Annotated in this window: 21 protein-coding genes; 11 read left to right on the forward strand and 10 right to left on the reverse strand. The window is 60.5% G+C overall.

Annotation, left to right across the window (positions count from 1 at the left end; genetic code table 11):
• Window positions 1-36 precede the first annotated feature (36 nt).
• From BK670_RS00505 to BK670_RS00520, 4 genes are all read left to right on the forward strand, one after another.
• A complete protein-coding gene (locus tag BK670_RS00505) occupies window positions 37-1,332 on the forward strand; it encodes an NCS2 family permease (protein WP_123448202.1) in 1,296 nt (431 codons plus the stop codon).
• The gene (gene trmA, locus BK670_RS00510; RefSeq protein ID WP_123448203.1) at window positions 1,329-2,408 is read left to right on the forward strand and encodes a tRNA (uridine(54)-C5)-methyltransferase TrmA; all 1,080 of its coding nucleotides are present in this window, start codon (window positions 1,329-1,331) and stop codon (window positions 2,406-2,408) included. Before BK670_RS00505 ends, trmA begins: the two co-directional genes overlap by 4 nt.
• A gap of 196 nt (window positions 2,409-2,604) precedes the next feature.
• Window positions 2,605-3,045 carry a type II 3-dehydroquinate dehydratase gene (gene aroQ, locus BK670_RS00515; RefSeq protein ID WP_102899935.1) on the forward strand — a complete coding sequence of 147 codons (441 nt, stop codon included), beginning with the start codon at window positions 2,605-2,607 and terminating at the stop codon, window positions 3,043-3,045.
• A 5-nt stretch (window positions 3,046-3,050) separates the two neighbouring features.
• Window positions 3,051-3,905: a shikimate dehydrogenase gene (locus BK670_RS00520; protein ID WP_123448204.1), complete on the forward strand. Its 855-nt coding sequence runs from the start codon at window positions 3,051-3,053 to the stop codon at window positions 3,903-3,905.
• Between the two features lie 112 nt (window positions 3,906-4,017).
• Here BK670_RS00520 and BK670_RS00525 read toward each other — a convergent pair whose 3' ends face one another.
• Together BK670_RS00525 and quiC are read right to left on the reverse strand one after the other, a co-directional pair.
• Complete coding sequence (locus BK670_RS00525; protein ID WP_123448205.1) at window positions 4,018-4,695, reverse strand: TetR/AcrR family transcriptional regulator; 678 nt, start codon at window positions 4,693-4,695, stop codon at window positions 4,018-4,020.
• 102 nt (window positions 4,696-4,797) lie between these two features.
• Window positions 4,798-6,699 (reverse strand): 3-dehydroshikimate dehydratase QuiC, encoded by a 1,902-nt coding sequence (quiC, locus tag BK670_RS00530; RefSeq protein ID WP_123448206.1) that lies wholly within the window; start codon window positions 6,697-6,699, stop codon window positions 4,798-4,800.
• A 360-nt stretch (window positions 6,700-7,059) separates the two neighbouring features.
• Between quiC and BK670_RS00535 the strand changes: the two genes are divergently transcribed.
• On the forward strand, window positions 7,060-8,397 hold the full coding sequence (locus tag BK670_RS00535; RefSeq protein WP_123448207.1) for an MFS transporter: 1,338 nt from the start codon (window positions 7,060-7,062) through the stop codon (window positions 8,395-8,397).
• A gap of 103 nt (window positions 8,398-8,500) precedes the next feature.
• On the opposite strand, the gene BK670_RS00540 is transcribed toward BK670_RS00535, so the two are convergent.
• The 4 genes from BK670_RS00540 to BK670_RS00555 form a co-directional block, all read right to left on the reverse strand.
• On the reverse strand, window positions 8,501-9,391 hold the full coding sequence (locus BK670_RS00540; protein WP_123448208.1) for a DMT family transporter: 891 nt from the start codon (window positions 9,389-9,391) through the stop codon (window positions 8,501-8,503).
• Window positions 9,392-9,504: 113 nt separating this feature from the next.
• A complete protein-coding gene (locus BK670_RS00545; protein ID WP_123448209.1) occupies window positions 9,505-10,320 on the reverse strand; it encodes a sugar phosphate isomerase/epimerase family protein in 816 nt (271 codons plus the stop codon).
• Window positions 10,321-10,322: 2 nt separating this feature from the next.
• The gene (locus tag BK670_RS00550) at window positions 10,323-11,384 is read right to left on the reverse strand and encodes a Gfo/Idh/MocA family protein (RefSeq protein WP_123448210.1); all 1,062 of its coding nucleotides are present in this window, start codon (window positions 11,382-11,384) and stop codon (window positions 10,323-10,325) included.
• Between the two features lie 231 nt (window positions 11,385-11,615).
• A complete protein-coding gene (locus BK670_RS00555; protein ID WP_123448211.1) occupies window positions 11,616-12,392 on the reverse strand; it encodes an IclR family transcriptional regulator in 777 nt (258 codons plus the stop codon).
• 177 nt (window positions 12,393-12,569) lie between these two features.
• On the opposite strand from BK670_RS00555, the gene BK670_RS00560 reads away from it, so the two are divergent.
• The 4 genes from BK670_RS00560 (at window position 12,570) to BK670_RS00575 (ending at window position 17,160) form a co-directional block, all read left to right on the forward strand.
• Window positions 12,570-14,309 (forward strand): FAD-dependent oxidoreductase, encoded by a 1,740-nt coding sequence (locus BK670_RS00560; protein WP_123448212.1) that lies wholly within the window; start codon window positions 12,570-12,572, stop codon window positions 14,307-14,309.
• Entirely contained in the window at window positions 14,293-15,126 is an 834-nt protein-coding gene (locus BK670_RS00565) for an aldo/keto reductase (protein WP_123448213.1), read from the forward strand. Before BK670_RS00560 ends, BK670_RS00565 begins: the two co-directional genes overlap by 17 nt.
• A 192-nt stretch (window positions 15,127-15,318) precedes the next feature.
• Entirely contained in the window at window positions 15,319-16,206 is an 888-nt protein-coding gene (gene ypfJ / locus BK670_RS00570) for a KPN_02809 family neutral zinc metallopeptidase (RefSeq protein WP_123448214.1), read from the forward strand.
• On the forward strand, window positions 16,207-17,160 hold the full coding sequence (locus BK670_RS00575) for an alpha/beta fold hydrolase (RefSeq protein ID WP_123448215.1): 954 nt from the start codon (window positions 16,207-16,209) through the stop codon (window positions 17,158-17,160).
• A gap of 143 nt (window positions 17,161-17,303) precedes the next feature.
• Here BK670_RS00575 and BK670_RS00580 read toward each other — a convergent pair whose 3' ends face one another.
• The 3 genes from BK670_RS00580 to BK670_RS00590 all read right to left on the reverse strand — a co-directional run bounded on the left by BK670_RS00580 (window position 17,304) and on the right by BK670_RS00590 (window position 19,442).
• Entirely contained in the window at window positions 17,304-17,897 is a 594-nt protein-coding gene (locus BK670_RS00580; RefSeq protein ID WP_123448216.1) for an HAD family hydrolase, read from the reverse strand.
• The gene (gene tesB, locus BK670_RS00585; RefSeq protein WP_123448217.1) at window positions 17,894-18,763 is read right to left on the reverse strand and encodes an acyl-CoA thioesterase II; all 870 of its coding nucleotides are present in this window, start codon (window positions 18,761-18,763) and stop codon (window positions 17,894-17,896) included. The genes BK670_RS00580 and tesB overlap by 4 nt, the downstream gene beginning before the upstream one ends.
• A 109-nt stretch (window positions 18,764-18,872) precedes the next feature.
• Window positions 18,873-19,442, reverse strand: a complete 570-nt coding sequence (locus BK670_RS00590; protein ID WP_123448218.1) for a GNAT family N-acetyltransferase — start codon at window positions 19,440-19,442, stop codon at window positions 18,873-18,875.
• Window positions 19,443-19,524: 82 nt separating this feature from the next.
• On the opposite strand from BK670_RS00590, the gene BK670_RS00595 reads away from it, so the two are divergent.
• Both BK670_RS00595 and BK670_RS00600 read left to right on the forward strand, forming a co-directional pair.
• On the forward strand, window positions 19,525-20,445 hold the full coding sequence (locus BK670_RS00595) for a histone deacetylase family protein (RefSeq protein ID WP_123448219.1): 921 nt from the start codon (window positions 19,525-19,527) through the stop codon (window positions 20,443-20,445).
• Window positions 20,446-20,738: 293 nt separating this feature from the next.
• Complete coding sequence (locus BK670_RS00600) at window positions 20,739-21,974, forward strand: TIGR03862 family flavoprotein (protein WP_123448318.1); 1,236 nt, start codon at window positions 20,739-20,741, stop codon at window positions 21,972-21,974.
• Window positions 21,975-22,203: 229 nt separating this feature from the next.
• Here the strand turns inward: BK670_RS00600 and BK670_RS00605 are convergent, their stop codons facing one another.
• Window positions 22,204-23,541 carry an RNA helicase RhlE1 gene (locus BK670_RS00605; protein ID WP_123448220.1) on the reverse strand — a complete coding sequence of 446 codons (1,338 nt, stop codon included), beginning with the start codon at window positions 23,539-23,541 and terminating at the stop codon, window positions 22,204-22,206.
• Window positions 23,542-23,558 lie beyond the last annotated feature (17 nt).

Raw genomic sequence — 23,558 nt, forward strand, 5'->3', positions numbered from 1 at the left:
ACATTCACGGCGCCACGCGCGCCACGGGGAGCAGACATGCTGGAAAGGCTGTTTCAACTCAAGGCACACAACACCAACGTGCGCACCGAGATTCTGGCGGGCATCACGACTTTCTTGGCCATGGCCTACATTCTGTTCGTCAACCCGAGCATCCTCGGCGAGACCGGCATGGACAAAGGCGCGGTGTTTGTCGCCACCTGCCTGGCCGCCGCGATCGGTTCGACGATCATGGGCCTGATCGCCAACTATCCGATTGCCCTCGCTCCGGGCATGGGTCTGAACGCCTTCTTCACTTACACTGTGGTTCTGCACATGGGCCACACGTGGCAAGTGGCGTTAGGCGCGGTATTCATCTCGGCGGTGTGCTTCTTCCTGCTGTCGATCTTCCGCATCCGTGAATGGATCATCAACAGCATTCCGCTGCCACTGCGCTCGGCGATTGCCGCCGGTATCGGCCTGTTCCTGGCTCTGATCGCCCTGCACAACGCCGGTATCGTGGTCAGCAACCCGGCGACCATGGTCGGCCTCGGTGAGCTGAGAGCGCCGGCACCGATCCTTGCCACCCTCGGTTTCGCCCTGATCGTTGCCCTCGAAGCGCTGAAAGTGCGTGGTGCGGTGTTGATTGGCATTCTAGCGGTGACCATCACTTCCATCGCCTTTGGCTTCACCGCGTTCAACGGCGTGACGTCGATGCCACCTTCGCTGGCCCCGACCTTCATGCAACTAGACATCAAAGGCGCACTGGACATTGGTCTGGTCAGCGTGATTTTCGCCTTCCTGTTCGTCGACCTGTTCGACAACTCCGGCACCCTGATCGGCGTCGCCAAGCGCGCCGGCCTGATGGGCAAGGACGGCCACATGCCGAAAATGGGTCGTGCGCTGATCGCCGACAGCACCGCGGCCATGGCCGGTTCGCTGCTGGGCACCTCGACCACCACCAGCTACATCGAGTCCGCTGCGGGCGTGAGTGCTGGCGGCCGTACCGGTCTGACTGCTGTTGTCGTCGCGATTCTGTTCCTGCTGGCGTTGTTCTTCTCGCCACTGGCGGCCAGCGTTCCGGCTTTCGCCACGGCACCGGCGCTGCTGTTCGTCGCCGTCTTGATGATGTCGGGCCTGGCGGAAATAGACTGGGACGACATCACCGTCGCCGCGCCGGTCGTGGTCACCGCGCTGGCCATGCCGTTCACTTACTCGATCGCCAACGGCATCGCGTTCGGCTTCATCGCCTGGACCGTGATCAAGTTGCTGTCCGGCCGCGCTCGTGAGCTGAACCCGGCGCTGGTGATTCTGTCGATTCTGTTTGTGATCAAGTTGGGTTGGTTCAACGCATGACTTTCGATTCCCAGGCTTACGCCGAGCAACTTGAAGCCAAGGTCACGCGTTTGCGTGACCTGCTGGCGCCGTTCGATGCCCCCGAGCCGACGGTGTTCGACTCGCCGCTGCAGAACTTCCGCCTGCGCGCCGAATTCCGCCTGTGGCGCGAGGGTGGCGAGCGGCATTACGCGATGTTCTCCCAGGACGACAAACGCACGCCGATCCTGATCGAAGAGTTCCCGATCGCCAGCCTGCGCATCAATCAATTGATGCCGCAACTGAAGGCGGCATGGCAGGCCAGTTCGGCGCTGAGCCACAAGCTGTTTCAGGTCGAGTTCCTGACCACGCTGTCCGGCGATGCAATGATCACCCTGTGCTATCACCGCCCGCTGGATGCCCACTGGCATGCCGCTGCGACTCAGTTGTCGGCAGATCTGGGCGTCAGCATCATTGGTCGCTCGAAGGGTAAACGCGAAGTGCTGGGCCTCGATTACGTGGTCGAGAAACTTGAGGTCGGCGGCCGCACCTTCAGCTATCGCCAACCAGAAGGCGCGTTCACCCAGCCTAACGGCACGGTGAACCAGAAGATGCTCAACTGGGCGTACGAAGCACTGGGCGATCGCAGCGATGATTTGCTGGAGCTGTATTGCGGCAATGGCAACTTCACCCTGCCGCTCGCCACGCGCGTGCGCAAAGTGCTGGCCACCGAAATCAGCAAGACCTCGGTCAACGCCGCCCTGAGCAACCTCAGCGAAAACGCTGTGGATAACGTCACATTGGTGCGCTTGTCCGCCGAAGAACTGACCGAAGCGCTCAATGACGTGCGCCCGTTCCGTCGCCTGCAGGGTATCGACCTGAAGAGCTACGAATTCGGCACCGTCTTCGTCGACCCGCCACGCGCCGGCATGGACCCGGACACCTGCGAGCTGACCCGCCGCTTCGACAACATCCTGTACATCTCCTGCAACCCGGACACCCTGGCGGCGAACATCGCCCAGTTGCACGACACGCACCGCATTACCCAGTGCGCGTTGTTCGACCAGTTCCCGTGGACGCATCACATGGAATCGGGTGTGCTGCTGAGCCGCCGTTGATTGCTAATGCAGGAACGAAAAAGCCGTCGTGATTGACGGCTTTTTTGTGGGTGATGATTTTTGTTTGTGCGATCACCGAACAAAATACGCCGACGTAAACGTCGTCTAATTGACCGATGTAACCATCTAGTACATTTTATCTCCACAGGCTGAAACCCTCGGCCAAAGCCAAAAACAATAAGTGGAGTTACCCCTCATGCCCCCTATCGTTCTGGTGCTCAACGGCCCGAACCTGAACCTGCTCGGCACTCGCGAGCCGGCGACTTACGGTCACGAAACCCTGGCAGATATCTCGGCGTTGTGCGGTCGCGCCGCCGAAGAGTTTGGCTTGGCCGTGGAGTTTCGCCAGACCAATCACGAAGGCGAACTGCTCGACTGGATTCACGCCGCCCGTGGCCGTTGTGCCGGGATCGTGATCAATCCGGCCGCGTGGACGCATACTTCGGTGGCGATTCGCGATGCCTTGGTAGCCAGTGAGTTGCCGGTGATCGAAGTGCACCTGTCCAACGTCCACGCCCGCGAGCCGTTTCGTCATCACTCATTCGTCTCGGCGATCGCCACGGCGGTGATGTGTGGATTTGGCAGTCATGGCTATCGCTTGGCGCTGGAGCATTTCAGCCAGCGGTTGAAGGGGTAACGCGCATGTCTCGCTCTAAGGTGATACTCGCCGGGCTGATCGGCGCCGGCATTCAGGCTTCGCGCACGCCGGCGCTGCATGAGCACGAAGGTGATGCACAAGGCATGCGTTACCTGTACCGACTGATTGATCTCGATCAGCTGAAAATCGACAGCACCGCCCTGCCCGACCTGCTGCTGGCGGCCGAGCGGATGAACTACACCGGACTGAACATCACGTTTCCGTGCAAGCAGACCATCATCCCGCTGCTCGACGAATTGTCGGAGGAAGCCAAGGGCATCGGCGCGGTGAACACGGTGGTGTTGAAGGACGGTAAACGTGTCGGCCATAACACCGACTGCCTTGGTTTCGCCGAAGGTTTTCGCCGCGGTCTGAAGGACGCTGCCCTTGAACGCGTCGTCCAGATGGGCGCCGGTGGCGCAGGCGCTGCAGTGGCCCACGCACTGTTGAGCGAAGGCGTACAGCAACTGAGCATTTTTGATGTCGATCGTGAACGTGCCGAGAGTCTGGCGAACAATCTCAATCAGCATTTCGGCTCAGGTCGCGCGGTGGCCGGGCGGGACCTGCCGGGCACGCTGAATCAGGCCGATGGTCTGGTCAACACCACGCCGATGGGCATGGCCAAACTGCCGGGCATGCCGGTGCCGGTCGAGCTGTTGCGCAAGGAATTGTGGGTGGCGGAGATTGTGTACTTCCCGCTGGAAACCGAACTGCTGCGCAACGCGAGAGCGCTGGGTTGCCGGACGCTGGATGGCGGCAATATGGCGGTGTTTCAGGCGGTGAAGGCGTTTGAATTGTTCAGCGGCGTGGCGCCGGATGCGCAGCGGATGCTCGCGCATTTTCAAAGCATGAATGGCTGAACGCTTTCCCCCTGTGGGAGCGAGCCTGCTCGCGAAGGCGTACGGCCAGCCAATACATCTATTGACTGACACACCGCTTTCGCGAGCAGGCTCGCTCCCACAGGGGAATGTGTCAGGCCTGCAGGTAACGCAACACCGACTCGCAAATCATCTCGCGATGCCGCTGCTTGATGCTTTCATCCGGCAGATCGATCTGAAAAATCTCGCCAAACGTGTGCCGGTTCGACACACGGTAGAAGCAGAACGAACTGATCAGCAAATGCACATCCAGCGCATCCAGCCCCGCACGGAAAACCCCTTCAGCAGCACCACGACGCAGAATCTCGCCGAGTGAATCGAGGATGGTGTTGTTCATCGCCTTGATCGCGTCGGAACGCTTCACATATTCGGCGTTGTGGATGTTTTCGATGCTGACGATGCGCACGAAATCGACGTTACGGTCGTGGTGATCGAAGGTGAACTCCACCAGTCGCCGAATCGCCTCGACCGGCGCCAGTTCGGCCAGGTGCAGACGGTTTTCGGTGCTGCGGATATCGCCGTAAAGTTTCTCCAGCACCTCGACGTACAACTGCTCCTTACTGCCGAAGTAGTAATAGATCATGCGCTTGGAGGTGTGGATGCGCTCGGCGATCGCGTCGACGCGGGCACCGGACAAGCCTTGCTGGACGAACTCGACGATCGCCTCCTGCAAGATGTTCTCGCGGGTCTTTTCCGGGTTGTTCTTGCGACTCTTGCGCGGCTCTAAAGCGGATACGACAGGAGCTGCGGAAAGTTCTGGATTTATTGTCATTGCGGGCTCACGGCCATCACTGCACAGGTTGGCGATTATGGGCCGCGCTGCACAGTGAAGGAAGCCACGCGGCCCGTGTTTACTCCCGCGTTTACGAATTTCCTACAACTTCGCCTGGCGCACGGCGCCGCTGCGTGATTTGGCCATCGCCGCCAGACGCACCGCAACGTTCGCTGCGCCGTAACCGGCATAGCCGTTCTTGCGCTGGATGATCTCGAAGAAGAAACGCCCTTCAAACGGTTCGGTGTAGACGTGAAACAGCTCGCCGCCCTGCGCATCACGGTCGTAGAGCACGTTGAAATACGCCAGCTCACTGAGAAACTCATCGTCGAAATCGAAGCGCGCAGCGAGGTCATCGTAATAGTTGAGCGGGATATCCAGCAGCGGCACGCCGGCTTCTTTGGCGCGACTGACTTCGGCGAAGATGTCGTCACAATCGAAGGCGATGTGGTGCACACCGGAACCGCGATAACTCGACAGCGCGTGGGAAATGGCGGTGTTGCGGTTCTCGGAAATATTCAGCGGCAAGCGGATCGAACTATCGCGGCTACGCAAGGCGCGGCTCTTCACCAGACCGTATGGGTCGGGCAACACCACTTCGTCATCCGCCTCGAAATCCAGCAGACTTTTATAGAACAGCACCCAACTGTCGAGGCTGTCGGCCGGCAACGCCATGGCCATGTGGTCGATGCGTTTCAGACCGCCACGGGCCGGAGCATCTGCCAGCAGATTGAAGTCGGTGCCATAAACGTCGGCTTGTTCATCCACCAGATAAATCAGGCTGCCATCCGGCGCGCGCACCGCTGCCAGTTCCAGCTCGTTGGGGCCGACCAGTCCGCGATACGGTTGACCTCTGTAAGCGACGGCGCGGGCCAATGCACTGGCGCTGTCCTTGACCCGCACAGCCGTCGCGCACAGCGACGGGCCGTGAGCCTCGAAGAAGCTGTGAGCGAATGAATACGGTTCGGAGTTGAGGATCAGATTGATGTCGCCCTGACGCAACAGGCTCACGCTCTTGGAGCGATGCTGCCCGGCCTTGACGAAACCGAGGCGCTCCAGCCAATGGCTGAGTTTCGCGCCGAGTGCTTCGTCGACGGCAAACTCGAGAAACTCGATGCCGTTGTACTCGCTGGCTTTCGGTGTTTCGAACAGGATTTCGCGGTTGGCCACAGGCTGGGCTTCCTGCTCCAGGCGTTGGCGGGTTTTCTCTTCCAGGTACAGCAGCGAGCGCAAACCGTCCGCAGCATTGGCCCGTGGCGGTGCGGCGCGGAAGCCGTCGTTGAAGATTTCCAGCGACAGTGGCCCGGTGTAGCCACTCTGGATGATCGGCGCGAGGAAGCCCGGCAGATCGAATTCGCCTTGCCCCGGGAAGCAGCGGAAATGCCGGCTCCACTCCAGTACATCCATGGCCAGGATCGGCGCGTCGGCCATTTGCACGAAGAAGATCTTGTCGCCGGGAATGTCGGCGATTGCGCGCGGATCGCCCTTCAGCGACAAGGTATGAAAGCTGTCGAGCAACACGCCGAGGCTCGGGTGATCGGCCTGACGCACGATGTCCCAGACCTGTTGATAAGTGTTCACATGCCGGCCCCAGGCCAGCGCCTCGTAACCGATGCGCAAACCGCGCGCGCCAGCATGCTCAGCCAGCAGGCGCAGGTCATCGACGAGGATTTGCTGATCACCGACACTGTCAGCAGAAGCGTTACTGCAGACCAGCACCAGGTCGGTGCCCAGTTCCTGCATCAGGTCGAACTTGCGCTCGGCCCGCTCGAGATTGCGCGCCAGCCGATCGCGGCGGCAGCCTTCGAAATCGCGGAACGGCTGAAACAGGGTGATGGCGATGCCGAGGTCGGCGCACATCTGTTTAATTTCCCGCGGACTGCCGTCGTAGTACAGGAGGTCGTTTTCGAAAATTTCCACCCCGTCGAACCCGGCGGCGGCGATGGCTTCGAGTTTTTCCGGCAGGGTGCCGCTCAAGGAGACGGTGGCAATGGAACGCTGCATGTTTCAACTCCCGGACTGCGCCGTTCTTATCTTCAATGTAGGAGCTGCCGAACGCTGCGATGGTTTGATCTGATTCTCGGAAAAGCAAAATCAAAAGATCGCAGCCTGCGGCAGCTCCTACACGGGATGGTTTTTTTATCGTAGGGAAATTATTGGCTGCATCCTTTCCGGCAGCAATTTAAAGTGTACTACCCGGTTAGTTTTGCGTGCGATTATCGAACACAATGGCGGTTTGGCGAATTGACGATTTTTCGTCCACTGCCCAACATCGACCGCACATTGAGTCCGGATCTGAACCACCGGTCGCAGCGTGCAAGTAACAAGCACACCAAATAACAAATCCAAAAACGGGTGGAACACATGATTCCTTCACAGACTTCCCGCATGGCTCCGGCCATGAGCACTGCCACGGGTGGCATTGGCGACAAGATCCGCGGCGCCATGGCCGTCGGCAAAACCCGTTGGGGCATGCTGGCGCTGGTGTTTTTCGCCACTACCCTGAACTACATTGACCGCGCCGCCCTCGGCGTCATGCAGCCGATCCTCGCCAAGGAAATGAGCTGGACGGCGATGGATTACGCCAACATCAACTTCTGGTTTCAGGTCGGCTACGCGATCGGTTTCGTCCTGCAAGGTCGCTTGATCGACCGGGTCGGCGTCAAGCGCGTGTTCTTCTGCGCCGTGCTGCTCTGGAGCCTGGCTACCGGCGCTCATGGTCTGGCAACCTCAGCCGTTGGCTTTATGGTCTGCCGCTTTATCCTCGGTTTGACTGAAGCGGCCAACTACCCGGCCTGCGTGAAAACCACGCGTCTGTGGTTCCCGGCCGGCGAACGTGCGGTCGCCACCGGCATCTTCAACGCCGGCACCAACGTCGGTGCGATGTTCACGCCGATGCTGCTGCCACTGGTCCTGCATGTCTGGGGCTGGCAAGCGGCATTCCTGTGCATGGCGGCGCTGGGCGGGATCTGGTTGCTGTTCTGGGGCTTGAAGTACTTCAACCCGGAAGATCACCCGAGCGTGAAACAGTCCGAGCTGGACTACATCCAGCAAGAAGTCGAACCGGAACAGGCCCGCGTGCCGTTCTCGAAAATCCTGCGGATGCGCGGCACCTGGGCCTTCGCCCTCGCCTACTCGCTGACCGCGCCGGTGTTCTGGTTCTACCTGTACTGGCTGCCGCCGTTCCTCAATCAGCAATACAACCTGGGCATCAACGTTACCCAGATGGGTATTCCGCTGATCATCATCTACGTCACGGCCGACTTCGGTAGCGTCGGTGGCGGCATCCTGTCTTCGTTCCTCATCGGTCGCGGGATGAACTCGATCAAGGCGCGGCTGCTCTCGATGTTCCTGTTTGCCTGCTGCATCATCGGTGTGGTTATGGCCGCCGGTTCTGCCAATCTTTGGGTGGCAGTGGCCGCGATTTCTCTGGCGATCGGCGCGCATCAGGCGTGGACGGCGAACATCTGGAGCCTGGTGATGGACTACACGCCCAAGCACATGATGAGCACCGTGTTCGGTTTCGGCGGCATGTGCGCAGCGATCGGCGGGATGTTCATGACCCAGATCGTCGGCCACATCCTCACCGTGACCAACAACAACTACACCGTGTTGTTCACCATGATTCCGGCGATGTACTTCATTGCGCTGACGTGGATGTACTTCATGGCACCGCGCAAAATCCCTACCGTCACCGAGTAACCTGCCTACACACCACTCCCTTGTAGGAGCTGCGGCACGCTGCGATCTTTTGATCTTGATTTTGAAGATCAAAAGATCGCAGCCTCGTTTCACTCGTCAGCTCCTACACGGGTTGATGTTTTCTGCTCTGTTGCCACGCTGCCGCCAGTCCACTGCAACAGATCACCGCAATGCCGATCACCGTCAACAGACTTGGCGTGTGATTGAACAGCAACCAGCCCAACAACCCGGCAAACACGATCTGGCAATAACCGAACGGCGCCAGCAGCGCCGGCGCGGCATGGCGAAACGCCTGGGTCAGAAACAAATGCGCGGTCATTCCGCAACTGCCCAGCGCCAGCATCAGCCCGGCATGGGTCAACGTCGGCACCTGCCAGAAGAACGGCACCAGTGCACTCATCACCAACGTGTTGCACAACCCGGCGAAAAAATTGCTGGTGGTCGGGCTATCCACCTCGGCCAGCTTGCGGGTCAGCAGTTGATAGAAACAGAAAAACAGCGCCGAACAGAACGGCAGCAACACTGCCGGGGTGAACAACTCACCGCCGGGATGGATGATGATCAGCACGCCGATAAAACCGCAGATCACCGCGATCCATTGACCGCGCGTCACCCGCTCTTTGAGCAGCGGCACGGACAAGGCTGTCACCAAAACCGGCGCGAGAAAGTTGACCGCCGTGGCTTCCGCCAACGGGATGTACAGCAACGCCGTGGTGAAAAACAGGCTAGTGCCGAGCAGGCAGAGTGCCCGGACCAACTGCCATAGCGGCTTCTTGGTGCGCAGGACGCGCAACCCGGACTGCGGCAGAAAAATCCCCGCCATCAGTAAGGTGTGCACCAGATAGCGCGCCCAGACCACCATCACGATCGGATAAAAACCGGACAGGTATTTCGATAATGCGTCGTGGCTGGAGAACAGGAAGGTTGCCACGACAATCAGCAAGATCCCTTTGAAGGGTTGGTTGACACCGGAGAGCGGGGTGCTGACGGTCATTGGTTATCTCTGTTTGAAAAACAATACGGCGGCGAAGGGGATCGCGCAGCGGTTACCGATTCGGGACGGCTACGCAGTCCAGCGGGAGCACGCTCCCTCGCCACAAAAAAGACTCACAGTCGCGCCAACAATTCCCGCGTCCTGTCGATCGCCATCTGCGCTCGCTCCAATCCGCCCACGCCCTGCTCCAGCAGTTTTACCGTAGGAATTTCCAGACTCAATGGAATATTAGTCGGCAGCGCTCGCAGCAACCCGAGCAGATCGCAATCACCCTCGCCGGGAAACCGCCGCTCGTTGCGCGCCTGACGCAAGATCTCGGCCATGTCTGATGGCCTCGGCCCCGCGACATCACATAATTGCGCATAACGCAGGCGCGACGCCGGCACTTCAGCCAGATCCTCCAAGCGAGACGCCGAACGATCAAAGTGGAACGCATCGACCAGCACCGCGGCGTTTTCCCGATCAGCGTGTTCGACAATTCGCAGCGCTTGTTCGAGGTTGCGCGCATCGGTCCAGGGCATGAACTCCAGATGCGGGTACAACCCGTAAGGCGCGGCCAGATCGCAAAGCGCCGCCAAGTTATCGCTGAGCCGCTGCTCGTCAGGATCGTTACCGGCGACCAGCAATTCGCTAGCGCCAAATTCCGCACCGACCGTAAGCAGTTTCTCGAAATCGGCGACGACGGTTTGCGGCTTCAACCGCAGGATTTCCACATCGAGCACACGGATGCCGGTATCGCGCAGCCGCTGCAACGTCTGTCGGCGCAATTCAGCATCGGCGACCAACGGGAAGTGATACTCCTCGGGCGTCGCCGGTTCCAGACGCAGGCCGACATGGCTGTAACCGGCACGCGCGGCCACTTCGACCATTTGCGGTGGCGACAACTCCAACACGGTGAGGCTGGCCAGAGACAGGATTCGTTCGTTCATGTTCAAGCCTCAATCAGTGCAGGGGCGCAGGCGCGGCCGGTGGCGGCGGCCTCGCGGATCGCTTCGACCAGCGCCAGGGTGCGGGCGGCATCGACCGCACTGACCAGCGGTTCGACTTCACGCCGCGCCACGCGTACGAAATGCTGTAACTGCAAGCGCAAAGCGTCGTCACCGCTGCAGGACTCTTCGACCATCAACAAGGGTTCGTGCCAACCGGCATCGACCTGATCAGCAGCGTAATGCCAGCGCTTGAGCTGCGGGATGCTCAAGGCGCCCGCTGTCCCGGCCAGCAGGTAGCACGGCTGATCGGCCTGACGGGGGTACACCGGGTTCTCACCGGAATCCAGCTCCCAACTCCATGGCGCTGCTACTGCATCGGACCCGCTCAGCGTACCCAGCGTGCCACCTTCGAATTGCAGCAGCACCGCCGCGCTGTCTTCATTGGCAAAACCGCGCACGCTGTTGTCGGTGATCGCTTGCACCGAGCGCACTTCACCGCACAGATGCCGTAGCAGGTCGAGGTCGTGAATCAGGTTGGTCAGCAACATCCCGGCGCCCGGTTCGCGGCGCCACGGGATCTCGAAATAGCTGTCCGGTTTGCGCAACTGGAACAGCGCGGTCACCGTGGTCAGCCGCCCAAGCGCCCCGCTCTGCACCAACTCATGGGCGCGAACGATCAACGGATTGTGGCGCCGATGATGGCCAACCAGCACCGGCACGCCGCTGCGTTTAACCGCAGCGACCAGCTCACGCGCTTCGTCCAGATGCACACCCACCGGTTTTTCCAGCAGAACCGCTACACCCGCCGCCAGACAATCGAGCGCCGTGCTGACATGTTGATTGTTCGGATTGGCGACGATGACTGCGTCTGGCCGGATTTGCTCCAGCATCTGACGATGATCCGCGAAATGCCTTACGCCCCATTCGGCCGCAAGCCCTGCTGCTTGCGGCCCAGGATCCGCCACCGCACACAGCGTCGCTTCGCTGAGGGTTTGTAGATGCCGATAATGTTGCTGGCCCATGTTGCCAGCGCCGATCAGGGCGATTCGAAGGGGCGAATTCAAGGCGCGGTCCTCTTGTGATTGTTGTGGGAAAACACTCCAGCAACAATTTAGAACCGAGTTCCAGAATCAAACAGCCGAGAATCATAAAACCGTGCGAACACCGCACAACTTCGCGCCAAATGAATATCCATGCAGGAGATGCCGAAGGCTGCGATCTTTTGATTTTCCCATTGAAAGACAAGATCAAAAGATCGCAGCCTTTGGCAGCTCATACAGGGGATTGGCGGCGAATCAGATAAACAATTCGGAAGCCAGACTCGCCGCCGACATTTCCTCGGTAAACTTCAGCAATAACGGCGCCAGCTCATGCAACCGCGCCCCCGGCATCCGCGCACTCGGCCCGGCGATACTCAGCACGCCAATCACCCGCCCATCCGTTGGATGCCTGACCACCGCGGCAATCGCCGAGGTCCCCACCGCCGAACTCTCCTCGACACAGGCATAGCCCTGCTCGCGCGCCAGACGAAGCCGCTCCAGCAACTCAATATTGGAACGTGGCGCATTCGGCCCGACGCCCACCGGCACCTCCGCCGCTTGGCGCTCGACCATCGACAGCGCTTCGGCGTCGCTCATGCACGCCAGCCACGCATGCCCGGACGCGGTGTAGAACAGCGGCGCATCACGGCCCATGTCCGGGTCATAACGCAGACCGGTGCGCGCGCCTTGTGCCTTGGCGATCCAGGTCTGGCGCTCACCGTCGATCACCCCCAGACGCACCAGTTCGCCGGTTTCCTGCGCCAGTCGGTCGAGCACCGGCTGGACGATATCGGCACCGCTGCTCGACAAATACTGGAAGCCCATCGCAACCAGTTTGGTTGACAGGTGATAGCGCAATGTTTCCGCGTTCTGGCGCACGTAGCCCAAGCGAATCAGCTCGGCGAGCAAGCGGTGCGTCGCACTTTTGGGGATATCCAGTTGCTCGGCCAGGGTCTGCATGGGCAGCCCGCGTGGATCACTGGTGAGGCTTTCCAGCACGCTGAAAACCCGTTCGATTTGACTGCCGGCCATGGGGACATCCAAAGGAAATTTCGCCGATTCTAGAAGACATCGGCCGTAAAGCGAAATCTGGAACCGTGCGTTCGATAACCGCCCGCTTTGTGCACTCAAAACTTGTCGAGTGGCCAAGGCGATGGTTATTTTCCGGAATCAGATTCCAAAAATAATTCACTGTTGGAGCGTTGTTTGATGTCTGCCGAACACCCTGATATCGACTGCGACGTGTTGATCGTCGGTTCCGGTGCCGCCGGTTTATCGGCCGCCGTGACCGCCGCATGGCACGGCTTGAAAGTCATCGTCGTCGAAAAGGATCCGGTGTTCGGTGGCGCCACGGCCTGGTCCGGGGGCTGGGCATGGGTGCCGTGCAATCCGCTGGCCCGTCGGGCCGGGATCGTCGAAGACATCGAACAACCGCGCACCTATTTGCGCCATGAACTGGGCGAGCACTTTGAACCGGCGATGATCGACGCCTTCCTTGAAGCGGGGCCGCGCATGGTCGCGTTTTTCGAGCAGAACACCGCGCTGCAATTTGCCGATGGCAATGCCATTGCCGACATTCATGGCGACACCCCGGGCGCCGGCACCGGTGGCCGATCGGTCATCGCTGCGCCTTACGATGGACGCAAGGCCGGACGCTTGCTCAAGCGCCTTCGTCCAACGATGCGCGAAACGTCCTTTATGGGCATGCCGATCATGGCTGGTGCCGATCTGTCGGCGTTCCTTAATCTGACTCGTTCACTGAAAGCCGCGTGGCATGTCACCCGGCGCTTTACCCGACATTTGCTGGACCTCGCGGTCCATGGCCGGGCCATGCAATTGGTCAACGGCGTGGCGCTGGTGGCAAGGCTGGCGAAGTCCGCCGAAGACCTTGGCGTTCTGCTCTGGGAGTCGGCACCCGTGACAGCGTTGCTGCGTGATGGCTCACGCGTCTCGGGCGCTGTGGTCAAAACAGGCAAAGGCTCGATCCGCATTCATGCACGCAAAGCTGTGGTACTCGCCGCTGGCGGTTTTGCCAATGATATCGAGCGGCGCAAAGCGTTGTTCCCACGCACACCGACCGGCCATGAACATTGGGCGCTACCGCCTCTGGCGGTAAATGGAGATGGCTTGCGCCTGGGCGAGAGCGTCGGCGCACGAATCAATACCGATGTGGCTTCGCCCGTGGCGTGGGCACCGGTATCACAAGTGCCACATTCCGACGGCAGCATCGGCCATTTCCCACACATCATTGAGCGCGGTAAACCCGGGATCATCGGCGTGCTGCGAAACGGCCAACGGTTCGTCAACGAAGCCAACGGTTACTACGACTACGTCAGTGCCATGGTCGCCGCAGCACCAGAAGGTGAAGAAGTCGCCTCCTGGCTGATCTGCACCCATGCCTTTCAACGGCGTTATGGCTTGGGCATATCGCGGCCGTTTCCGCTGCCGGTGTCAGAATTTATCCGCAGCGGCTATCTGAAAAGTGGCAACAGCGTTGAAGAATTGGCCCTCGTCTGCGGGATCGACCCGAGCGGATTGCGCCACACCGTCGACGATTACAACCGCCATGCCCGCCGTGGCGAGGACCCGCTGTTCGGGCGTGGCACAACACCCTACAACCGCAAGCAGGGTGATCCGGCGAACCTTCCCAACCCCTGCGTTGCCCCAATAGACACCGGCCCGTTCTACGCCGTGAAAGTCCAACCCGGATGCTTCGGCACCTTCGCCGGACTCAAGGTCAACCCGCACGCGCAAGTGCTGGACGCCCACCAACAGCCGATCACTGGCCTCTACGCAGCGGGGGGCGACATGGCCAGCATCATGGGCGGCCACTACCCGGCGGGCGGCATCAACCTCGGCCCGGCGCTGACTTTCGGTTACATCGCCGCCCGGCATATTGCCGGCATGACTGCTTTCGAACAGGAGATCGACCATGCAGCACATCGTTAATACCCAAGGCTTGAACATGCCGAAACTCGGCCTCGGCACCTGGCCGATGCTCGGCGACGAGTGCACCCGCGCCGTGGAGCAAGCGCTGGAACTGGGTTATCGACACATCGACACGGCGGCGGCCTACAACAATGAAGACGCTGTCGGACAAGCACTGGCGAATACGCCGACACCACGCCAACAGATTCACGTCACCACCAAGGTCTGGTGGGATCAGCTGCAACCCGACGCGATGCGCCACTCCATGGACCGCAGCCTTACCGCGTTGCGCAGCGACTACGTCGACTTGTTCATGATCCATTGGCCGACCACCGACTGGGACCTGCCACGTACCCTCGATACATTGGCCTCGTTCAAAGAACAGGGGCTGGCACGCAACATCGGCGTGGCGAATTTTCCGCTGCCGTTGCTGCGCAAAGTCGTCGAGGAATATGGGATTGATCTGTCAGCGATTCAGGTCGAGTACCACGTCCTGCTCGGCCAAAATGCCCTGCTCGATTACGCCCGTCGACACAACCTGGCACTGACGGCTTACACCCCGCTGGCGCGCAACAAGGTCTCGGACATCCCGCAGATTCAACAGATCGCCGAAAAGCACGGCGTGCTGCCGACTCAGGTCGCACTGAAATGGCTGCTCGATCAGCCCAATGTCGCAGCGATTCCCAAAGCCAGCAGCCGGGCCAATCAACTGGCGAATCTCGCATCGCTGCAGGTTGAACTGGATGATGAAGACCGCGCAGTGATCGCCGCGCTGTCGAAACGCGAGCGTCAGGTCAGTCCGGATTTTGCTCCCGAGTGGGATGCGTTTGATCGCTGATTAATGATCCGGCGATAGAAATCCGGCGCCGGATTGAATTTGCCGCACGCCAGACCGTCAATAACAGGCCCGACCTCGTCAGCACGAGGCCGGGCCTGTTTGCGTGTGGCCAATAGACGGACGACCGGACTGGCGCCACACTCCCACAGCAGCAACACTCATCACCACCCGACACAAACAGAGGATTCCCACATGCTATGGAAAAAAGGCCGACGCAGTGACAACGTCGTCGACGCCCGTGGTGATGATGCCGGCGGTGGCGGCGGCATGCGTTTTGGCGGCGGCAAAGGTCTGAGTCTGGGGGCGATTCTGCTGATCGTCGGCATCGGTTGGATCACCGGGCAGGATCCGCTGCAGATTCTCGGTCAGCTCGCCGGGCAATCCACACAACAATCGGCACCCACTTCGCAAACCCGCCAGGCGCCGCCGGCCAACGATGAACAGGCCGAATTCGTCCGCTCGATCCTTGGCGATACCGAGGACACCTGGGGCTCGATTTTCCAGCAGGCCGGCCGGCAATATAAGGACCCGACCCTGGTGCTGTTCAGCAATCGGGTCAATTCCGCCTGCGGTCTGGCGACCTCGGCCACCGGCCCGTTCTACTGCCCGGCCGACCAGAAGGTCTATCTAGACATGGCGTTTTTCCAGGAAATGTCACAGCGCTTCAAAGCCGCTGGCGACTTCGCCCAGGCCTACGTGATCGCTCACGAAGTCGGGCACCATGTGCAGACGCTTCTCGGCGTCTCGGCGAAAATTCAGACAGCCCGTCAGCAAGGCCGGCAGATGGAAGGCGACGGCGGTTTGCTGGTACGTCAGGAATTGCAGGCCGACTGCCTCGCCGGCGTTTGGGCCTACAACGCGCAGAAGCGTTTGAACTGGCTGGAACCGGGTGACATCGAAGAAGCCTTGAATGCGGCCAACGCCATCGGTGATGATCGCCTGCAACAACAAGGTCAGGGCCGTGTGGTGCCGGACTCGTTTACCCACGGTACGTCGGCGCAAAGGGTGCGCTGGTTCAAAACCGGATTCGCGCAAGGCCAGGTCGGCCAGTGCGACACCTTCGCGGCGAAAAACCTGTAAATGCATAAATGGCTTTTGGCGTTACTGATCGTTGGCAGCACCGCGCACGCCGCCGGTGTCGATGCGGTCAGCCCCGGTCGTTTGCAATTCAAGGCCGGGGAAATGGCGGTAGGCATTGGTCCTGCGCCGGAGAAGATCGAGCGCGTGCTGATCGTCATTCATGGCCGTTTGCGCAACTCGGAAACCTATCGCAAAAGCGCCGAGAGCGCCGCCGAGCTGGCAGGACAAAGCGCCCACACGCTGGTGATCGCGCCGCAGTTCCTCAATCAAAGCGATGTCGCGCTGTACTCGTTGCCCACCACGTTGCTGCGCTGGCAAGGCAACGACTGGATGGGCGGCGGCTTATCCACAGGGCCGAACCCGTTGAGCTCCTATGCTGCGCTTGACGAGATCGTCGGACGGATCAGCGATCGCAAACAGTTTCCCGACGTCAAGCAGATCGTGATCTTCGGGCACTCCGGCGGCGGCCAAGTGGTGCAGCGTTATGCCCTGCTCGCCAAGGAGCAGCCGGCACTGAAAGCCAACGGCATTCGTCTGCGCTATGTGGTCGCCAACCCGTCGTCGTACGCCTATTTCAATGAGCAACGGCCAGTGGCGTTCGATCACGCCAAGTGCGCGGGTTTCAATCGCTGGAAGTACGGTCTGTCAGACATGCCGGTGTATGCCGGTGGGCAAACGCCGTTGCAGCTTGAGAGCAGTTACATCAAACGCGAGGTGATTTATCTGCTTGGGCAGCAGGACATCGATCCCAATCATCCGGCGCTGGACAAGCGTTGTGAAGCCGAGGCGCAAGGTGCGTATCGCCTCGAGCGTGGCAAGTTGTACTTCGGCTATTTGCTGCGCCGACATCCGGAAGGGGTGAATCAGCGACTGGTGGAAGTGCCCGGGGTCGGGCATAACGGCGATGGGATGCTGACCTCGCCGGAGGGGCAGAAGGCGTTGTTCGATCAGTAAGTTGTGCGGTGGATGATCTGGCCTCTTCGCGAGCAGGCTCGCTCCCACATTGGATTGATGCATTACACAAAATCTCTGTGCACCGAATATCTAATGTGGGAGCGAGCCTGCCCGCGAAGGCGTCCCTTCTGACAACATAAATCTCAGGCCAGCAGCATCCGCCGCAACTCGACACAATCCTTCGCATGCCAATCGGTCAACTCAGGCCACGGGTTTTCCGGCAAATTCACCAACACCGTCCGCGCCCCTGCCGCTCGCCCGCAATCCAGATCAAAACGGTAATCACCGACCATCACCATATCGCTGGCCGGCACAGCCCAGGCCTCTGCCAACTTCAACAGTCCACCCGGATGCGGCTTCGGCGGCGCTTCATCGCGGCCCAACACATCGTCCACCGCAAAGCAGTCGGCGAGGCCAATTGCTTGCAGCGTCACGTGTGCCAGTTCCCGCGCATTGCGGGTCAGAATGCCGAGGCGATAACCGCGTGCGTGCAGGTCACGCACCAGCTCCACCGCCCCGGTGGCCGGGGTCGAACCCAGCGCCAGATCCCTTTCGTGTTCCAGCAGCCAGGCGTGTTTCGCCGCCGCCTCGTCCGCCGGCAATGCCGCGAGATGAGTGAGGATGTCGTCCTCCGGCGGAATCGCCAGCGCCACGCGAATCGCCGCAAAATCATGCACGGCGACGGTCAGCGTGCCGTCCATGTCGAACACCCAGTGCTTCACCTCTTGCAGGCTCATGCCCAATCCTTGCGATGGCGGATCAGGCCTTCCTGCGTCACCGAAGCAACCAGTTGCCCGGCGCGGTTGTACACGCTGCCACGGGAGAAACCGCGCGAATTGCCGGCCCACGGACTGTCCATCGCATAGAGCAACCAGTCGTCGGCACGCAGATCGTTGTGGAACCACAGCGCGTGATCGAGGCTGGCGACCTGCATGTCTTTCTGCCAGACCGATTTGCCGTGAGGCAGCATCGAGGTGGTCAGCAGACCGAAGTCCGAGGCATACGCCAGCAAGTATTTGTGCAGCGCCGGAATGTCGGCCAGTGCGCCATCGGCACGGAACCACACATATTTGATCGGATCGGCCGGGTGCGGGTTGTACGGGTCTTTTTCGGTGACCGGGCGCACTTCGATCGGTTTCGGGCACAGCAGTTTTTCACGCATGTGCTCGGGAATCAGGTGCGCGCGTTGCTGGGTCAACTCCAGCTCCGACGGCAGGTTTTCCGGACCGACCACGACCGGCATCTGGCTCTGGTGCTCGAAGCCTGCCTCGTCGTATTGAAACGAAGCGCTGCAGGTGAAAATCGGATGGCCCTTCTGGATCGCCGTGACGCGGCGAGTGCTGAAGCTGCCGCCATCGCGCACGCGATCGACCGAGTAGACCACCGGCAACTTGGCATCGCCCGGACGCAGGAAATAGCCGTGCATCGAATGCACATGACGCGCTTCTTCAACGGTCTGACTGGCTGCCGACAGCGACTGGCCGAGCACCTGGCCACCGAACAACTGACGGAAACCGAGATCCTGGCTACGGCCACGGAACAGGTTTTCTTCGATCGGTTCCAGGGTCAGCAGGTCGACCAGATCTTCCAACACTTGGCTCATTCAGACTCTCCTCACACAAAGCTATGCCGCGCAGTCTTGGCTGCGGCGGCCGATTCAGATTCTGGCGCGGGCCAATGATATGGCGGCCATTGTAAACGTCCGTGTCGGCTTATCCATGCAAGGTTTGCAGCCATTGTTCCCGAGTAATGCGGTACAGCACATGCCTGCGCAACGGATGATCGACGGCCAGTTTCGGGTGATCGAAATCATCTTCCGGGGCGTGATGCATGCCGATCGCCTGCATGACTTTCTCCGAGGGCAGATTGGATTGCGCGGTAAAGGAGACGATTTCCTTCAACGCCAATCGATCAAAGCCGCAGCGCAGAGCGGTCCACGCGGCCTCGCTGGCGTAACCCAGGCCCCAATGCTCCTTGGCCAGGCGCCAGCCGATTTCCACTGCCGGGGTGAACAGTGCATCGAAACCGACCACGCCGAGCCCGGTGAAACCGATGAATTCACCGCTGTCCTTGCGCTCCAGCGCCCACAGGCCAAAACCGTGCTCGGCAAAATGCCCGCGCACGCGGCCGATCATCGACGCGCTTTCCAGGCGGCTCAATGGTGCCGGAAAATAGCGCATCACTTGAGGATCGGCGCACATCGCGGCAAATGCCGGCAAATCCTCGTCTTGCCACTGACGCATCAGCAAGCGCGCGCTTTCAAGTTCCAGTATCGGCTCCATCATGCCCCTCCGTTTCCATGCCGCAAGTCTACATCGCTGGTAGGATCCTTCACTCTTTCCTACGTTCCTACATGAAACCGCCATGCCACTGCCGCTGATCTACCACGAAGACTACAGCCCCGAGTTTCCGGCGGATCACCGCTTCCCGATGGACAAGTTTCGCCTGCTGCGCGATCACCTGATCGACAGCGGTTTGACCCGCGACGCTGATCTGCTGCGCCCGGAGATCTGCCCCAACGATATCCTCGCCCTCGCCCATGACCGTGCGTATATCGAACGCTACATGAGCGGCGAGTTGTCCCGCGAAGACCAGCGGCGCCTTGGCCTGCCGTGGAACGAAGCGCTGGCGCGGCGTACGGTGCGGGCGGTCGGCGGCTCGATTCTGGCGGCGGAAAAAGCTCTGGAACACGGTCTGGCCTGCCACTTGGCCGGCGGCACCCACCATGCGCACTACGACTATCCGGCGGGGTTCTGCATCTTCAATGACCTGGCGATCATCAGCCATTACCTGCTGCAAAGCGGCCGAGTGAATCGCATGCTGATCTTCGATTGCGATGTGCATCAGGGCGACGGCACCGCGCGAATCCTGCATGACACGCCGGAGGCGATTACCGTTTCCCTGCACTGCGAGAAGAATTTTCCTGCACGCAAGGCGGAAAGCGACTGGGACATCCCACTGCCCAAAGGCATGGGCGACGCTGATTACCTGAAAGTGGTCGACGACACGCTCAACTATTTGCTGCCGCTGTATCAACCGGATCTGGTGCTGTATGACGCTGGCGTCGATGTGCACAAGGACGATGCCCTCGGTTATCTGCAGTTGACCGACGCAGGCGTCGCCGCCCGCGATGAAAGCGTGATGCGCCATTGTCTGGGCCGCGACATTCCGGTGATGGGTGTGATTGGCGGCGGTTACAGCAAGGATCGCCACGCCCTCGCCCGCCGCCACGGCATCCTTCATCACAGCGCGCAACGGGTCTGGCAGTCACACGGTTGTCATTGAGTTGTGCTGCGTTACCCACAATCGCTGTGGAACGGCCTGTGGATAACCTGAGTGAAAGGGACTACAGGCCATACCAATTGCGGCCCACAGAGCACTGGCTATTTTTTAACCAGACACTGAATCCAGCAAAATCCTACTGTGGGAGCGAGCCTGCTCGCGAAGGCGTCGGTACACACAACATTTCACTGACTGACCCACCGCTTTCGCGAGCAGGCTCGCTCCCACAAGGATCTCCCACATTGGTTTGCGCTGTTAGAATGCGCGCCTTATCCCGCCATACCGCAGCGCACGCCATGACCCAGACTTCCGCCTCCTCCCCCGCTCACGTCGCCATCATCGGCGGTGGCCCCGCCGGCCTGATGGCCGCCGAAGTGCTGAGCCAGGCCGGAATCCGCGTCGATCTCTACGACGGCATGCCCTCGGTGGGCCGCAAGTTCCTGCTCGCTGGCGTCGGCGGCATGAACATCACCCACTCTGAAGCCTACCCGGCGTTCCTCTCGCGCTATGCCGAACGCGCACCGCAGATCGCACCGTTGCTGCGCGGCTTCGACGCCGATGCGTTGTGCCAATGGATTCATGATCTGGGCATCGAAACCTTCATCGGCAGCTCCGGCCGCGTGTTTCCCACCGACATGAAAGCCGCGCCACTTTTGCGCGCCTGGCTCAAACGCCTGCGCGACAGTGGCGTAGTTATCCACACCCGCCATCGCTGGCTCGGTTGGGATGAACACGGCGCGCTGCGCATCGACAGCCCCGATGGCGAAATCACCGTAAAACCCGCCGCCACCCTGCTCGCCCTCGGCGGCGGCAGCTGGGCGCGCCTCGGCTCCGACGGCGCGTGGATGCTGGCGCTGGAGCAACGCGGTGTAGGACTAGCGCCTTTGCAACCGAGCAATTGCGGCTTCGAGGTGCAGGCCTGGAGCGATTTGATGGTGAGTAAATTCGCCGGCGCGCCGCTGAAAAATATCGCCATCGGCTTGAACGACGATGTGCCGCGCTTGGGCGAATGCGTGATCACCGCGACCGGCATTGAAGGCAGTCTGATTTATGCGCTGTCGGCGCCGATTCGTGAGGCGATCAATCAGTCTGGCGCGGCGGTGATTCACATCGATCTGCTGCCCGGCCGACCTGTGGATAAAGTGCAGGCAGCGTTAAGCAAGCCACGCGGTTCGCGCTCGATGGCCAAGCATCTGCACAGTCAGGTGGGGATTGATGGGGTGAAAGCGGCGTTGTTGCGTGAGTTGACTGATGCGGCGACCTTCGCCGATCCCGCGCTGTTAGCTCGGGCGATCAAGGCGTTGCCGCTGACATTGATCAAAACCCGCCCGCTGGACGAAGCAATCAGCAGTGCCGGGGGCGTGACGTTCGAGGCGATGGACGAGCGGCTGATGCTCAAGGCCTTGCCGGGGGTGTTCTGCGCAGGTGAGATGCTCGATTGGGAAGCGCCGACGGGCGGCTATTTGCTGACGGGGTGTTTTGCCAGTGGGCGGGCGGCGGGGTTGGGTATTGTGCAATGGCTAAAAATCTAAACCCTCACCCCTGCCCTCTCCCAGACGGAGAGGGAGCCGACCGAGGTGTCCGGCGCCATACATCGACCTGAAACACCAAGTCGATTATGGATTCGGTCAGCCGGCCGAGGTAACTGGCAAAGGCCCTGTCGATTATGGATTCACAGCCACAGACTCAGGTCGGCGTACTTCACAAGCATCCCCCAATCAGTCTCCTCTCCCTCGGGGAGAGGGTGAGGGGCTTTTGACCTTAAGGCTTGCGCTTGCGCGGTCCAGTGTTGAACACCGGCACTTTACGTACAGGTTTGATCGATGGCTCCGGCGCCTGCGTCTCGCCGCTGTCGACCCACTTGCCCAGATTGCGCTTGCCGCCACCACCTGAAGCTTTCGGCTTCTTCGGTTTCTTCGGCTTTTTGATCACCTGACCGCTGGCATCGGTGTCCGGCACGCGGTGTTCAGGTTCGAAGTCCGGCTCGTTCTGACGCTTCAACGTCTGGCGAGTCAGCATTTCAATCGCTGACAACATATTCACTTCATCCGCGCACACCAACGAGATTGCCTCACCCGTCGCGCCCGCACGACCCGTGCGGCCGATCCGGTGAATGTAGTCCTCAGCCACAATCGGCAAGTCGAAGTTGATCACCAGCGGCAGATCTTCGATATCCAGACCACGGGCAGCCACGTCGGTGGCCACCAGAATTTGCACTTCACTGAGTTTGAACCGATCCAGCGCACGCTGACGGGTCGCCTGTGGTTTATCGCCGTGGATACCGTCGGCATTCACACCCAGGCCCTGGAGTTTTTCCACCAGTGCATCGACACCGTTACGGGTCTTGGCGAACACCAGCACCTGCTTCCACTTGTTCTTGCGCATCAGGTGCACGAACAGTTCGGCCTTGCGCTTCTTGTCCACCGTGACGATCCACTGCTTGACGGTGTTGGCGGCGACGTTGCGCGGACTGACTTCAACAGTCAGCGGATCGTTGAGCATTTGCCCGGCCAGCAGGCGGATGTCGTCGGAGAAGGTCGCGGAGAACAGCAGGGTCTGGCGCTTTTTAGGCAGCATGCGGTAAATGTTCGCCAGTTCTTCGGAGAAGCCCAGGTCGAGCATACGGTCGGCTTCATCCAGCACCAGCGTTTGCAGTTGATCGAGTTTCAGCGCGTTCTGGCGGAACAGGTCGATCAGGCGACCTGGCGTGGCGACAAGCACATCGACGCCGCCGCGCAGCTTCATCATTTGTGGGTTGATGCTGACGCCGCCGTACACCGCATAAGTGCGCAGCGGCAGGTTTTCGGCGTACTGGAGCACAGACTCATGAACCTGCTCGGCCAGCTCGCGGGTCGGCACCAGAATCAACGCTCGCGCCGAGTTGGCAGCGACTTTCGGCCCTTCCATGCTCAGCAACTGCAACAGAGGCAAGGCGAAACCGGCGGTTTTGCCGGTGCCAGTTTGGGCGGCGGCCATCAGGTCGCGACCGGCCAGAACGGCCGGGATGGCTTGCGCCTGCACCGGCGTCGGGGTCTGGTAGCCGAGCGTCTCGAGAGAGCGCAGCAAGGGTTCGATCAGGCCAAGGGAGGCGAAAGTCATGGGAGTACCGTAGGAAA

Origin of the sequence: Pseudomonas fluorescens, from assembly GCF_003732425.1 — a bacterium.
Taxonomy (GTDB): Bacteria; Pseudomonadota; Gammaproteobacteria; order Pseudomonadales; family Pseudomonadaceae; genus Aquipseudomonas; species Aquipseudomonas fluorescens_BE.